The organism is Parageobacillus thermantarcticus (assembly GCF_900111865.1).
GTDB classification, from domain to species: Bacteria; Bacillota; Bacilli; order Bacillales; family Anoxybacillaceae; genus Parageobacillus; species Parageobacillus thermantarcticus.
The window spans coordinates 1-14,318 of record NZ_FOJS01000054.1 but is presented as its reverse complement, the minus strand read 5'-3'; the positions used below and the strand labels follow the sequence as shown (position 1 = coordinate 14,318).

The 14,318-nt window shown below is 43.7% G+C and carries 13 protein-coding genes, 1 tRNA gene, 1 rRNA gene, 1 other RNA gene, 1 pseudogene and 1 other annotated feature; of the genes and pseudogenes, 4 read left to right on the top strand and 13 right to left on the bottom strand.

Going from position 1 to position 14,318, the window contains the following annotated elements; all coding sequences use genetic code 11:
- A pseudogene (locus BM278_RS16050) lies at positions 1–184 on the top strand (IS1634 family transposase); the annotation flags it as partial.
- Between the two features lie 214 nt (positions 185–398).
- Here the strand turns inward: BM278_RS16050 and BM278_RS16045 are convergent.
- From BM278_RS16045 to tadA, 6 genes are all read right to left on the bottom strand, one after another.
- The gene (locus tag BM278_RS16045; RefSeq protein ID WP_090951755.1) at positions 399–623 is read right to left on the bottom strand and encodes a YaaL family protein; all 225 of its coding nucleotides are present in this window, start codon (positions 621–623) and stop codon (positions 399–401) included.
- A 17-nt stretch (positions 624–640) separates the two neighbouring features.
- Positions 641–1,237 (bottom strand): recombination mediator RecR, encoded by a 597-nt coding sequence (gene recR / locus BM278_RS16040; protein WP_090951752.1) that lies wholly within the window; start codon positions 1,235–1,237, stop codon positions 641–643.
- A 10-nt stretch (positions 1,238–1,247) separates the two neighbouring features.
- Positions 1,248–1,571 carry a YbaB/EbfC family nucleoid-associated protein gene (locus tag BM278_RS16035; RefSeq protein ID WP_420038602.1) on the bottom strand — a complete coding sequence of 108 codons (324 nt, stop codon included), beginning with the start codon at positions 1,569–1,571 and terminating at the stop codon, positions 1,248–1,250.
- Between the two features lie 25 nt (positions 1,572–1,596).
- On the bottom strand, positions 1,597–3,282 hold the full coding sequence (gene dnaX / locus BM278_RS16030; RefSeq protein ID WP_090951749.1) for a DNA polymerase III subunit gamma/tau: 1,686 nt from the start codon (positions 3,280–3,282) through the stop codon (positions 1,597–1,599).
- Positions 3,283–3,404: 122 nt separating this feature from the next.
- Positions 3,405–3,669, bottom strand: an RNA gene (gene ffs / locus BM278_RS16025) — signal recognition particle sRNA large type.
- 53 nt (positions 3,670–3,722) lie between these two features.
- Positions 3,723–4,205, bottom strand: a complete 483-nt coding sequence (tadA, locus tag BM278_RS16020) for a tRNA adenosine(34) deaminase TadA (RefSeq protein ID WP_208601824.1) — start codon at positions 4,203–4,205, stop codon at positions 3,723–3,725.
- A gap of 85 nt (positions 4,206–4,290) precedes the next feature.
- Between tadA and BM278_RS16015 the strand changes: the two genes are divergently transcribed.
- Both BM278_RS16015 and BM278_RS16010 read left to right on the top strand, forming a co-directional pair.
- Positions 4,291–5,577 (top strand): glycoside hydrolase family 18 protein, encoded by a 1,287-nt coding sequence (locus BM278_RS16015; RefSeq protein ID WP_090951743.1) that lies wholly within the window; start codon positions 4,291–4,293, stop codon positions 5,575–5,577.
- 201 nt (positions 5,578–5,778) lie between these two features.
- The gene (locus BM278_RS16010) at positions 5,779–6,459 is read left to right on the top strand and encodes a deoxynucleoside kinase (RefSeq protein ID WP_090951739.1); all 681 of its coding nucleotides are present in this window, start codon (positions 5,779–5,781) and stop codon (positions 6,457–6,459) included.
- Between the two features lie 98 nt (positions 6,460–6,557).
- Here the strand turns inward: BM278_RS16010 and BM278_RS16005 are convergent.
- The 6 genes from BM278_RS16005 to guaB all read right to left on the bottom strand — a co-directional run bounded on the left by BM278_RS16005 (position 6,558) and on the right by guaB (position 12,902).
- Positions 6,558–6,650, bottom strand: a tRNA-Ser gene (locus BM278_RS16005).
- An 89-nt stretch (positions 6,651–6,739) separates the two neighbouring features.
- The gene (serS, locus tag BM278_RS16000; RefSeq protein ID WP_090951736.1) at positions 6,740–8,014 is read right to left on the bottom strand and encodes a serine--tRNA ligase; all 1,275 of its coding nucleotides are present in this window, start codon (positions 8,012–8,014) and stop codon (positions 6,740–6,742) included.
- A gap of 50 nt (positions 8,015–8,064) precedes the next feature.
- Positions 8,065–8,281: a binding site (T-box leader), on the bottom strand.
- Positions 8,282–8,352: 71 nt separating this feature from the next.
- Positions 8,353–8,931 (bottom strand): pyridoxal 5'-phosphate synthase glutaminase subunit PdxT, encoded by a 579-nt coding sequence (pdxT, locus tag BM278_RS15995; protein ID WP_090951732.1) that lies wholly within the window; start codon positions 8,929–8,931, stop codon positions 8,353–8,355.
- 14 nt (positions 8,932–8,945) lie between these two features.
- Positions 8,946–9,830, bottom strand: coding sequence for a pyridoxal 5'-phosphate synthase lyase subunit PdxS (gene pdxS / locus BM278_RS15990; protein ID WP_064551395.1), 885 nt, complete (start codon positions 9,828–9,830; stop codon positions 8,946–8,948).
- Positions 9,831–9,980: 150 nt separating this feature from the next.
- The gene (locus tag BM278_RS15985; RefSeq protein WP_208601823.1) at positions 9,981–11,339 is read right to left on the bottom strand and encodes a serine hydrolase; all 1,359 of its coding nucleotides are present in this window, start codon (positions 11,337–11,339) and stop codon (positions 9,981–9,983) included.
- A 96-nt stretch (positions 11,340–11,435) separates the two neighbouring features.
- Positions 11,436–12,902, bottom strand: coding sequence for an IMP dehydrogenase (guaB, locus tag BM278_RS15980; RefSeq protein WP_090951725.1), 1,467 nt, complete (start codon positions 12,900–12,902; stop codon positions 11,436–11,438).
- 129 nt (positions 12,903–13,031) lie between these two features.
- Between guaB and BM278_RS15975 the strand changes: the two genes are divergently transcribed.
- Positions 13,032–14,021: a YaaC family protein gene (locus BM278_RS15975; RefSeq protein ID WP_090951722.1), complete on the top strand. Its 990-nt coding sequence runs from the start codon at positions 13,032–13,034 to the stop codon at positions 14,019–14,021.
- A gap of 51 nt (positions 14,022–14,072) precedes the next feature.
- Here BM278_RS15975 and rrf read toward each other — a convergent pair.
- A 5S ribosomal RNA gene (rrf, locus tag BM278_RS15970) occupies positions 14,073–14,189 on the bottom strand.
- Positions 14,190–14,318 lie beyond the last annotated feature (129 nt).

The window sequence follows — 14,318 nt, the reverse complement described above, 5'->3', positions numbered from 1 at the left end:
CGCCGGAGGCCGCAAGCTGACCCGACCGACGGGGCAGGCGATTTTCCAGCTGTTTCAATATGTGAACGTCGTCCTCCTGGAGCTGCCGGATGGACGCATCCAACGCTCACTGGATCGCTCCCTCACCCCTGAACAACGAAGGATTCTGCAGGGGTTGGGGCTGGATGAGAGCATTTACGTGTAACGTCATACGGAACGACCAGCGATGGTAAAAAAAGGATAGCCATCGCTCGTCGTGTTGGTCAAAAAGTTATTCTGAAAAACTAAATAAAAAATCCTTTGTTTTGACCTTGTTAGGGTGCGAAATGTGAGGAGTAAAATATATTCATCGATGTTTTTATGCTTGTACTACAAACGTATGAAGAAAGAAAGAAAAAAGAACAAAAAAATAAAGGAAGCTATTTCACTCCCTTTAATGATACACGTCGATATTTCGCTTCCCGCATTAAAAAAAAGTATTTAGCTTCTGCAACATTTAGCGTCATTAGCACTTCCTCTGAAGGTTCCACACTTTTTTCGATCAGCTGTTTCTGTTCATACCATTCATCACGCACTGCTTGTAATTGTTCTATTAATTTTAGATCAAACTGTTTTTTCAGCCAGCCTTTCCGCCGCCATAACAAGTGACTTCCACCTCTTTCTATAACTCCCGACGTCCTTCCAAAGCTTTCGAAAGCGTCACTTCATCGGCATATTCCAAATCTCCGCCCACTGGCAAACCATGGGCAATTCTCGTCACTTTTATTCCAGTTGGTTTTAGCAAACGCGATATATACATCGCGGTCGCTTCCCCTTCAATGTTCGGGTTTGTTGCTAAAATAACTTCTTGCACCGTTTCATCTTGCAATCTTTTCAATAACTCCGCAATTTTTATATCTTCCGGACCGATGCCCTCCATCGGAGAAATAGCGCCATGCAACACATGGTAAAGCCCATTATATTCTTTCATTTTTTCCATGGCAATGACATCTTTCGGATCTTGCACAACGCAGATTGTTGTCCGATCCCGTCTCTCATCTTTGCAAATATAGCAAGGATCTGTATCAGTAATATGCCCACAAATCGTACAATATCTAATATTACGCTTGACATCCACAAGCGCTTTAGCAAATTCCAACACAGTATCTTCCTTCATCGTCAAAACAAAAAACGCAAGACGAACAGCTGTTTTTGGTCCGATTCCGGGCAGCTTCATAAAACTATCGATTAGCTTAGATATTGGTTCTGGATAATGCATAAAACTCCTCCTAGAACAATCCCGGAATATTCAATCCTTTTGTAAATTGTCCCATCATTTCTGCTGCTAACTCATCTGCTTTTTTCAACGCATCGTTGGTTGCCGCCAACACTAAATCTTGGAGCATTTCAATATCCTCTGGATCCACAACTTCTTCTTTAATTTTCACTTCCAAAATTTGTTTATGACCGTTTGCGACGACGGTTACCATTCCGCCTCCCGCAGTACCTTCTACCGTTTTTTCCGCTAATTGCTCTTGTGCTTTCTGCATTTCTTTTTGCATTTTTTGCATTTGCTTCATCATTTTTTGCATATTTCCCATTCCGCCACGCATCATTGTTTTTTCCTCCTTACAAGTTTTATTCCTTAATTTCAATTATCTCCTCGCCAAACAGCCGCTTTGCTTCTGCGATTAACGGATCTTCTTCCTTTTCTTGTTCGCGCTTCGTTCCTTTTTCGCGAATGAATTCTTCCCTTATTTTCCCCCATTCCTCTTCAGGAACGGCTACCATTTCAAAACGTTTTTTTGTCAGTTCAAATAAAATTGCCTCTAAATTATCTTTCACATAATTCGTATTGTCAGCGGCCATTTTACAATGAATTTCATATTTAAACTTCAACACAAAAGCGTTCGGGCTTGCCGCAACTGGTTCGCTTTCCTGCAATAAAGCCGCATGGGACACTTTATGCTGTTTCCTTAATGTATCGAGCATCTCAGCCCAATGGCTTTTGATGAGAGATAAATCTTGATGGGTCGCTTGCTTTAATATTTCATAAATGCGACCAACCGGCGTTTTATATCCTCCCGTTTTCAGCGGCTTCGTTTGTCTTTGCGCCTGCGCGGGGGCAGTTGCCGCAACCGATTCATTATGTTCTTTTAAACGGCGCAGTTCCGCTTCCAAATATTCCACTTTTCTTGCAAGCGATTGAATTTCTTCAATGGGCAAAGATGTAGACGAAGTTTGTTGATGGCAAAGCTTCACCAGCGCAACTTCTAAAAAAATGCGCGGATGATTCGTCCATTTCATTTCTTGCTGGCTTTTATTTAGCACTTCAATCGCTTCATATATGTCAGATAACGGAACCGATTCCGCCAAATGTTGAAACGTATCGTCAACAATGGTGCCTTTGATCGCTCCTTCTACATGGGGAGCCGTTTTATAAAGCAAAAGATCGCGATAATATAAAATTAAGTCTTCAATAAGGCGGTTAGGATCTTTTCCTTGATCCATCATATCCTCGAGCAGCTGCAACGATGTTGCCGCATCTTTCTCATATACAGCTCGAACAAGAGAGGCCAACGTCGCAGAAGATACGGAGCCTGTCATGGCAAGGACGTCTTCAAGCAGCAATTCTCCATCGCTAAATGAAATAGCTTGATCAAGCAAGCTTAACGCATCGCGCATTCCGCCGTCGGCCGCGCGCGCAATCGCAAACAAAGCCTCATCGGAAGCTTTCATCCCTTGCTGTTCTATCACTTGCCGCAGTCTCGCAACAATGGAATGCAATGGAATTCGGCGAAAATCAAAGCGCTGACAGCGGGAAATAATCGTAAGCGGGATTTTATGAGGCTCTGTTGTTGCTAATATAAAAATAACGTGCTTTGGGGGTTCCTCTAACGTCTTTAACAACGCGTTAAAAGCGCCAATCGAAAGCATATGCACTTCATCGATAATATATACTTTATAGCGGACAGATGTTGGCGCAAATTTCACTTTATCGCGAATATCGCGAATTTCGTCCACCCGGTTGTTCGAAGCCGCGTCAATCTCCAATACATCCGGAATAGTACCATTCGTAATCCCAACGCACGTCGGACATTCGTTGCACGGTTCTGCTGTCGGCGCATGCTCACAATTTACCGCTTTTGCTAAAATTTTCGCAGCACTCGTCTTTCCTGTGCCGCGCGGACCTGAAAACAAATAAGCGTGAGATATTTTATTTTGAAGCAGGGCACTTTGCAATGTTTTCGTCACGTGTTCTTGACCGACAACGTCTGCAAACCGCTGCGGCCGAAAAACACGATATAAAGCTTGGTATGTCACGAAATGGCCCCCCTCTTTTCCTCATCTTATTTATTATATAATGTCTTCGCCTTTTTTCAAAATAGAAATAGAATAAAAAAACTCACTCGCAAGGAGTGAGTTGTTTATTGCCTTCATGCAGGCCGTGCACCTTCTGTCGATTAGCTGCCCCAAGCGTTGCTCAAGCAGTTAGCTCAGTCCAGGCACCCCCGCGGCACATGGGAGCATCCGCTTACTGCTGCTTCCTTCCGGACCTGACAGGGTTCACGGAATCCCATTGCGCGGGACCCAAACGTCAACACCACTTACTTGAGACAGACCTCACGGCAGACTAACCTCGAGAAGGGATTCAGCCTCGCTAGAGCGGATTGCGAGTACAGGGCACCGCTACCTCCCCGCTTAGCACGGCAATATAAGTATAGCGGTTTTCGGAAAAAAATGCAATGACCATACCTTGTCATTTAGCTGGAACTTTGTCCAATATTTTTCTTTTTCTCACGAAGTTTTCGAAAAAAGTTGCTTAACATTTGTCCGCATTCTTCTTGCAATATCCCACTTGTCACTTCCGCTTGATGATTAAACCTTCCTTCTTGCAGCAAATTCATCAATGTGCCTGCACAGCCGCCTTTTGGATCACTTGCGGCAAATACAACTCTTTTGATGCGGGCAAGCACAATGGCCCCGGCGCACATCGCGCAAGGTTCCAGCGTGACGTACAACGTTGCGTCTTCCAAGCGCCATGAACCTACTTTTTTACACGCTTCATCGATCGCTAAAATTTCCGCATGGGCGATAGCCCGTTGTTCCGTCTCCCGCAAATTATGGGCACGGGCAATAACATTGCCACCTTGGACAATGATCGCGCCAATCGGTACTTCTCCTATTTGTTCCGCTTTTTTCGCTTCTTCTATAGCGAGACGCATATAATATTCATCGTTTATCATCGCTGAACTCCTTGTAAAAACGGTCATTTCTGCTCTTTTTCCATCATAAAATAAGAAGAGCGAAGACGCAACTAGGAGGTAAAGTATGCAAATCCACGTCGTGCAAAGCGGACAGACGTTGAGCGGGATTGCTCAAGCGTATAATACGACTCCGGAAGAAATTGTTCAGGCGAACAAACTTCCAAATCCAAACGATCTTGTTGTCGGTCAAGCGCTTGTTATTCCGATTGTTGGCCGTTTTTATTGGGTTCAGCGCGGTGATAGTTTATGGTCGATTTCTCGCAAATTTTCCATTCCTATGCAACAGCTGGCGGAAATTAACCGCATTTCCCTCAATATTCCGCTGCAAGTTGGACAACGTTTATATATTCCGCCAAGGACAAAACGGAGAGCCGAGTTTAACGGATACATTGAGCCGCGAGGAACGACTGTCAGCCCAGCGCTGGAGGCAAGCGCTCGTCAAGCTGCCCCGTATTTAACATACTTGGCTCCGTTTCAGTTTCAAATTCAGCGAAACGCGACGCTCAAAGAACCGCCGTTAAATAATTTTCCATCTATCGCCCGCGCCAATCGCGTTACTTTAATTATGGTCGTCACTAATATCGAAAACGAACAGTTTAGCGATGAGCTAGGAGCGCTTATCTTAAACAACGAACAATTACAAAACCGCTTATTGGACAACATTACAACAATAGCGAAAAAATACGGATTTCGCGATATTCACTTTGATATGGAATATTTACGTCCCGAAGACCGCGAAGCGTATAACGCGTTTTTGCGAAAAGCAAAGCGGCGGTTTGAACGCGAAGGGTGGATGATATCGACCGCCTTAGCGCCAAAAACGAGCGCGACACAAAGGGGGCGCTGGTATGAAGCGCACGATTACCGCGCCCATGGCCAAATTGTTGATTTTGTCGTCATCATGACATACGAATGGGGATATAGCGGCGGACCGCCAATGGCTGTTTCTCCAATCGGTCCTGTTCGGCGCGTGCTCGAATATGCCATTTCCGAAATGCCTGCTTCGAAAATTATGATGGGTCAAAACTTGTACGGATATGATTGGACGCTTCCATACGTACCGGGCGGGCCATATGCGCGGGCGATTAGCCCGCAGCAAGCGATCCGTCTTGCCTCCCAATACAATGTCGCCATTGAATATGATACAAACGCGCAAGCTCCTCATTTTCGTTATCGGGATGAAAGCGGAAAAGAACACGAAGTTTGGTTTGAAGATGCTCGCTCGATTCAGGCAAAATTCAACTTAGTAAAAGAACTCGGCCTACGTGGAATTAGCTATTGGAAACTAGGATTAGATTTCCCACAAAATTGGTTGCTATTAACAGATAACTTTACTGTTGTAAAAAGATAATAACACTTTTTTCCATCGCATTTGGTTGCTTTTCCAAGTGCGATTTTCTTTTTCTATGTTAAAATAACATTTGTCTGTTTATAAAGAAGGAATATTCTAGTTCTTCGATTTAACGGGGACTTGCTCGATTTCGTTCAACGAAAAGAAGATTTATACCACATTTGAGAGAGTAGAAACTGCCATAAAGGGGTTTTAGTAGCAATGAACTTACGTGAAAAATACGATATTCCAGCGAACGCTGTCATTACGATTGCCGGAACAGTCGGCGTCGGTAAATCAACGATGACAAAAGCATTAGCAAAAGCGCTAAAATTCCGCACTTCACTGGAAAAAGTCGATGCAAATCCATATTTAGACAAGTTTTATGCTGATTTTAAGCGGTGGAGTTTCCATTTGCAAATTTATTTTCTTGCCGAACGATTTAAAGAACAAAAGCGGATGTTTGCATATGGCGGCGGCTTTGTTCAAGACCGTTCTATTTACGAAGACGCGCATATTTTTGCAAAAATGCATTTCGAAAACGGAACAATGACAGCGGTAGATTACGAAACATATACGAGCTTATTTCAGGCAATGGTCATGACACCGTATTTTCCACATCCTGATTTGCTTATTTATTTAGAAGGAAGTTTTGAGGAAGTGATGAAGCGCATTCGCGAACGCGGGCGCCCAATGGAACAGAAAACGCCTACATCATATTGGAAGGAGATGTATGAGCGTTATGAAAAATGGATTAATGAATTTAACGCCTGCCCCGTTCTCCGTGTCAACATTAACGAATACGACATTATCAAAGACGAGCAGTCTATTGAGCCGATTATTAAAAAAGCGGCAATAATTATCCATGAATATGATCGCATAACAAATAACCGCCGTTATTAGGCGGTTATTTGTTCGGAAAAATAAAAATTCGTTACAAAATGTAACGAATCGTTTCGGATAACAATCTCCACTTATGCGCGTTGGTATTTCAAGTTTTATGGCGGAGGAGGAGGGATTCGAACCCCCGCGCGCCTTGCGGCGCCTCTCGGTTTTCAAGACCGACCCCTTCAGCCAGACTTGGGTACTCCTCCATACCGACACCATTGAATATAACATCACGAAAACTAAAAGTCAACACTTTTTATAGTGAAGTGGGCGGGCAAGCCCGCCCAGCTTTTATTTATCGAATAACTTCTTTATTTCCCATGTACGGGCGCAATACTTCCGGAATGACAACGGTGCCGTCTTCTTGCTGGTAATTTTCTAAAATGGCAGCTACCGTGCGCCCAATGGCCAATCCTGATCCGTTGAGCGTATGCACATACTCCGGCTTCGATTTTGGTTCGCGGCGAAAACGAATGTTTGCGCGCCGTGCTTGGAACGCTTCAAAATTGCTGCAAGAAGAAATCTCACGATATGTTCCATAACTTGGCAACCATACTTCAATATCATACGTTTTTGCCGCCGAGAACCCTAAATCACCAGTGCATAAACATACAACCCGATAAGGAAGCCCAAGGAGCTGCAAAATTCTCTCCGCTTGATTTGTCAATTTTTCTAATTCATCATACGAATCTTCCGGTTTTACAAATTTCACAAGTTCTACTTTATTAAATTGATGCTGACGAATAAGCCCTCTTGTATCGCGTCCGGCAGCACCGGCTTCGGCGCGGAAACACGCGCTGTAAGCAACATAGTAAATCGGTAAATCTTCCGCCGATAAAATTTCATCGCGATGCAAATTTGTCACAGGCACTTCTGCCGTCGGAATTAAAAAGTAATCTTCTGTTTCGATACGAAACGCGTCTTCTTCAAACTTTGGCAATTGCCCTGTCCCTGTCATGCTCGCCCGATTGACAAGATACGGTGGCAATACTTCTTGATAGCCGAACTCTTCGATATGAACATCGAGCATAAAGTTAATTAACGCGCGCTCTAGGCGGGCACCGAGACCTTTATAAAAGACAAAACGGCTTCCCGTTACTTTCGCAGCCCGTTCAAAATCAAGAATACCGAGCTGATCGGCGATATCCCAGTGCGGTTTCGGCTCAAACGAAAACGAACGCGGTTCTCCCCATTTACGGACTTCGACGTTATCTTCTTCCGACTTACCGACAGGTACCGATTCATGCGGAACGTTTGGAATTGACAACAACAGTTCATTTAATTCTTCTTCCACTCGGCGGATTTCGTCATCCATTGCTTTAATGCGATCCCCTACTTCCCGCATCTCAGCAATGAGATGATCGGCATCTTTTTTTTCTCGTTTTAACACGGCGATTTGTTGGGATACTTCATTTCGTTTATTTTTTAGTTCTTCTGCCTTTGCGATTAGTTCGCGGCGCTTTTTGTCGAGCTCTTCAAAACGGTCGATATTCGCTAAATCTCCGCCGCGCTGTAGAAGCCTTTCTTTTACTTCTTGAAAATGGTTGCGTAAATATTTCACATCGAGCATCAGCGATACCTCCTTCTTTAATTATTATAAAATAAAAACTCCCGTCCCGAAAAAGGGACGAGAGTAATCCCGCGTTGCCACCCTAATTGAAGACGAGGCTGTCTTCCGCTTGAACCGATAACGGCGAAAAGCCGAAAATGCTTACTAGCTTGCGCGTTCAGCATTTTACTCAAGGATGGATTCACAAGCGTTTCCCACCGGTTTGCACCACCCACCGACTCTCTAAAGAGAAACGGTCTTGCTACTAGTTCCTTTCATCGCTTTAGCGCTATGCTATTTTCGCCTATGCCTACTTGCACCAATAATGTACTATAAGTTTTTTTGAAACGCAACCCTTTTTATGCTTTCGCTTCTTTCACCATATTGAGAAAATATTGCGTCATGCGATAATCGTCTGTTAATTCAGGGTGGAATGAGCATCCTAAAAATTGCCCTTGTCTTGCCGCGACAATACGCCCTTCATATTTCGCCAAAATTTCCACATCTTCTCCCACTTCGACAATATGGGGAGCACGGATAAACACCCCAACAAAGTTATCAGCAACTCCTGCGATGGAAAGCTCCGCTTCAAAACTTTCGCGCTGCCGGCCAAAAGAGTTGCGTTCCACCGTAACATCCATCAATCCTAAATGTGGCTCGTCATAGCCGACGATTCGCTTCGCTAACAAAATGAGGCCGGCGCACGTACCGAACATCGGTTTTCCCGCCGCAGCAAATTGTTTCAACGGCTCGATAAATCCGTATTTATCCATTAGACGGCGCATCGTTGTGCTTTCGCCACCGGGAAGAATCAGTCCGTCAATTTCCTCTAACTGCTCGATTTTTTTTACGACCACTGCTTCAGCGCCGCACGCTTCAATAGAACGAACATGTTCTTGAACGGCACCTTGCAAGCCAAGCACTCCGATTTTCATCATTACGTCTACTCCTTTTACCAACCGCGCTCTTGCATACGTTGTTCTGGCAATAATGACGCAACATCAATGCCGCGCATTGCGCCACCTAACCCTTTGGATAAATGGGCGATTAGCTCGTAGTCTTCATAATGGGCTGTCGCTTCGACGATCGCCCGCGCATATTTTTCCGGATTTTCCGATTTAAAAATGCCCGAACCGACAAATACTCCATCTGCGCCTAAATGCATCATCAATGCCGCGTCAGCCGGAGTCGCGATACCGCCGGCGGCAAAGTTGACGACAGGAAGGCGGCCCAACCGCTTAATTTCACGCAATACTTCGACTGGGGCACCTAAGTTTTTCGCTTCTGTCACAAGCTCATCTTCACTCATGCTGACAACTTTGCGAATTTGCGCATTGACTTTGCGCATATGGCGCACTGCCTCGACAATGTTTCCTGTACCTGGTTCGCCTTTTGTGCGAAGCATCGACGCTCCTTCGGCAATACGGCGCGCCGCTTCTCCTAAGTCGCGACAACCACAGACAAACGGAACGGTAAATTGTCGTTTATCAATATGGAATTCTTCGTCCGCTGGTGTTAATACTTCACTTTCGTCAATATAATCGACACCTAACGCCTCAAGGACGCGTGCCTCTACGTAATGACCGATACGCGCTTTTGCCATGACAGGAATCGACACGGCCTTCATCACTTCCTCAATGACCGTCGGATCTGCCATGCGCGCGACACCGCCGGCGGCACGAATATCAGCAGGGACACGTTCCAATGCCATCACCGCTACCGCACCGGCTGCCTCCGCGATTTTCGCTTGTTCCGCATTCACCACGTCCATGATGACGCCGCCTTTTTGCATTTCCGCCATTCCCCGTTTGACACGATCTGTACCTGTAATCGCCATTTATCATTCCCCCTTATTTTGCTACGTAAGTTACTTTATTCTCTAATTATCGCGTCCTCATCATAAGTGAAGATGATTACATTTTTCTATTTTACCTCATTTTTTTAAAAAATCACAACAGAAAAAAGCTCCCTAAAAAGGAAGGAGCTTTTAAAACCAACCTTTAACCGTTTTTGCCACGCTTGTCCATACATCGCCAAACAGCCCGCCGATTCCTCGCATTGTAAGCACAAACCAGTTTGCCTTTTCAACATTGTTTCTCGCAACAATATTGACACTTACATTCTTTTTCATTTCCGGACTTAAAAAGCTATATTCTCCTTCTCCTTTGTATTGCAATGTCATATACCCGACTTTTTCGCCTTTTTTCACCGGTGCGGTCAGCTCGCCGTTGGCAGTCAATTTCTTTTTATCGAAAACATATACAGGACGATAGTTTTTTTCCTCTCCGTTTTTCACGACGAGAGAAAGCGGCTTATCGGTTGCGATAGCGACAGATTTTTCTTTTCCTTTCACTACTGGCAACACCGATTTTCCTTTTCGTTCATATCCTTTCGGGTATAGTTTTTTCATAGAATAATTACTGAATCCATAGTCAAGCAATTTTCTCGTTTGTTCAAACCGGGCTCCGATCGTCGATTTTCCATTACTTTTCGCATTCATCACAACAGTAATAAAGCGGACGCCATTCCGCTCTGCCGTTCCTGTAAAACAATAACCCGCAAATTCTGTATAACCCGTTTTTAGTCCATCGACCCCTTCGTACGCATGAACCAATCCAGGCAGCATCCAGTTCCAGTTATCCATCTTAATTTGATCATCTGTTCCTTCGCGGAATACTTTATGAGCGACACTGGCTGTTTTTAGCACTTCCGGATGCTCCTTTAACAAATGGTATGCTAACGTAGCAACCGCTCGGGCAGACATGACATTTTCTTCATGTTCGTTCATTCCTTCTGGCTGAAATCCTTTTAAGTCTTTATTGCTTAATCCAGTGGCGTTGACAAACTTATAACCTTGCAACCCTAACTGTTTTGCTTTTTCATTCATCATTTTCACAAAATTTTGTTCCGAACCGCCGACAATTTCAGCAATAGCTACCGTAGCGGCATTGGCGGAATAAATCGCCATCGCTTCATAAAGTTCACGAACGGTATATTTTTCATCTTTTCGCAACGGAACGTTCGATAAAGCGCGATCTTGTGAAAGACGATAAACGTAGTCACTTGGTGTATACTGCTGATCCCATTTTACCCGTTTTTCTTTAATCGCTTCCAACAGCAAATACTCAGTCATCATTTTTGTCATACTAGCAATGCCAAGAACGGTATCAATGTTTTTCTGATACAAAATTCTCCCTGTATTCGCATCAACAAGTATCGCCGCATCAGCTTCAATGTCCAATGGGTCGCCTGCCGCTTTTGCCGCTTGGAATGGCAGGAAATGAAAACATAAAAAAATCATCAGGAAACTAACGATTATTTTTTGCTTTATCCTCTTCACGTTCATACCCTCCTCACACAACCGTTATTGTAACACACTCCTTTACAAAAAAATAGACGGAGAAAATTTCCCCGTCTAAATTAGGTATATCGACATAATTTATTAAGAAATAGAGTAGTTTGGCGCCTCTTTCGTAATTTGTACATCATGCGGATGGCTTTCGCGCAATCCGGCGCTCGTCATGCGAATAAATTGCGTCTTTTCTCTTAGTTCTTCTAAATTTCTTGTTCCGCAATATCCCATTCCCGCTCGCAAACCGCCGACAAGCTGATAAATCGTGTCAGCCAAAGGTCCTTTGTAAGGAACGCGCCCTTCAATCCCTTCAGGAACGAATTTTTTATTATCCTCTTGGAAATAACGGTCTTTGCTTCCTTTTTCCATCGCAGCAACAGAACCCATACCGCGATACACTTTAAATCTTCTTCCTTGATAAATTTCCGTTTCTCCAGGGCTTTCGGATACTCCGGCTAAAAGGCTTCCCAACATGACCGCATGCGCTCCAGCCGCCAATGCTTTTACAATGTCGCCGGAATATTTAATTCCGCCGTCAGCGATGATCGGAACGCCGTGTTTACGGGCTTCTGTCGCACAATCGTATATTGCCGTAATTTGCGGCACACCGACACCTGCGACAACGCGCGTCGTACAGATTGACCCAGGTCCAATTCCGACTTTGATGATGTTCGCTCCCGCCTCAATCAAGTCGCGTGTCGCCTCCGCTGTCGCGACATTTCCCGCGATAATATTTAAGTCTGGGTATTGTTCGCGAATTTTGCGAACCGTCTCCAGAACACCTTTGGAATGACCGTGCGCCGTGTCCACGACAATGACATCAACGTTTGCTTCTACTAGTTTTTTCACGCGAATCATCGTATCGGCTGTCACGCCAACAGCCGCTCCGACAAGAAGGCGTCCTTTCGCGTCTTTTGCAGAATTCGGAAACTCGATCACCTTTTCGATATCTTTAATCGTGATTAATCCCTTTAATACCCCATTTTCATCTACAAGCGGCAACTTTTCGACTTTGTATTTTTGTAAAATCTTTTCCGCCTCTTCTAACGTCGTTCCAACCGGAGCCGTGATTAAATTTTCTTTTGTCATCACATCGGAAATTTTTGTGGAATAATCTTGAATGAATCGCAAATCACGGTTTGTAATAATGCCGACAAGCTTTTGCTCTTTCTCGTTATTGACAATCGGCACGCCGGAAATACGATATTTACTCATTAAATGTTCCGCATCGTACACTTGATGTTCAGGGGTTAAGAAAAATGGATCCGTAATGACTCCTCGCTCCGAACGTTTCACTTTATCTACTTGCTCCGCTTGCTGCTCGATGGACATATTTTTATGGATAATTCCAAGTCCACCTTGTCTTGCCATGGCAATGGCCATTTCTGCTTCCGTTACCGTATCCATTCCTGCACTAATAATTGGGATGTTCAACTGTAACGTTTCGCTTAGCTTTGTCGTCACATCCACATCGCGAGGCAATACATCTGATTTAGCAGGAATAAGCAGCACATCGTCAAACGTTAATCCTTCTTTAGCAAATTTCGATTCCCACATGTTTTCTCCCCCTTATCCGGAAATATTATTAGTAGCTTAACAACTGGTTAAACTACTGTCAAGGAATAGAGAAAATGTTCAACTTTTCAGTCATTTTAACTATTTTTAATATGGCAAGGGGGACTGGCAATGTTTGATTGCGGAAACATTTCAAATAAATTTATCGTCTTTCATTCGGCAGATATCGCTCAACAACTGCTTCGTCAATGCTATGTAAAACAAAAAAGGAAGGATGCTGTTCAAAAAAGCTATGCAAACTGCTATCCATTTCTTTATTATCTAGAACATGGTCAAAACTTTTATTCAACCGCACGCCATGCGCCTTTATCCATTAAGCCTGTTCTTTTATTTTATGGGATGGTGCAGCTTTTAAAAGCATGCTTGCTTACAGTCGACGCAGATTATCCTGAGTCAACTTCCGTTTTAGCACACGGAGTCTCTACAAGAAAGAGAAAAAAACAAGGATATGAATTTTTCGATGATGAAGTCAAAGTGCAAAAAAACGGATTGTTTACTCATTTTTCTGAAAAAATGTTTCATGTGAAACAATCAGCAGGTGAAAAATTTCGAATGATCACGTTGCTCCAGCGAATATGCGAACTACATCAGTCATTCGCTATATTTAACAATGAAAAAATATTATCTATAGAAATTATACATAACTCTTCTCGCAATACTATTGCGATTCCGATAGAAATTTTAGATCATTATCATATGTCGTTAAACCGGTTTATTCATTACATAGAGCATGAATGGCGCTTTTCCAAAGCAACTTTTGTAAAAGAGGAAGATCATTTTATTCATATCGAAATTCAATCACCGCTACAACCGATTGGATGTGAACCATTGATGTTTCATTTAAATGGAACATACCGCATTCCAACAAAGAGAGAAAAAATATTTATGTTGCCGGAAGTGATCGCGCATTATTTATTGCTATATAACTTAAGCATGATTTCCCGATACGAAACGGAATGGTGGAGTGAGTTATTGCATGCTTACTCAAGTAACGCATATACATTGATTGTTCAATTTTTATCTTTAACGGCAGAGAAAGTGCCGTTATTGCTTTACGAATATTTAACAAAGCAACTGTTTCCAAGCACCGTTCATTCATAATAAAAAGCACCCTGCTTATTCCGTAAGCAGGATGCTTTATAAAACAAACTTGCCTAGCGACGACCTACTCTCGCAGGGGCGCTGGCCCCAACTACCATCGGCGCTGGAGAGCTTAACTTCCGTGTTCGGAATGGGAACGGGTGTTTCCTCTCCGCTATTGTCACTAGGCAAGTAATAGACAAAATTTATTATATATGAGTGGCTAGTTTTGTCAAGATGGGGAATTCATTCCCTCAAAACTAGATAACCGTCCGTTCGGAAGAAACCGTTTCGCTAGGCGGTTTCCGTTTTTCCGCT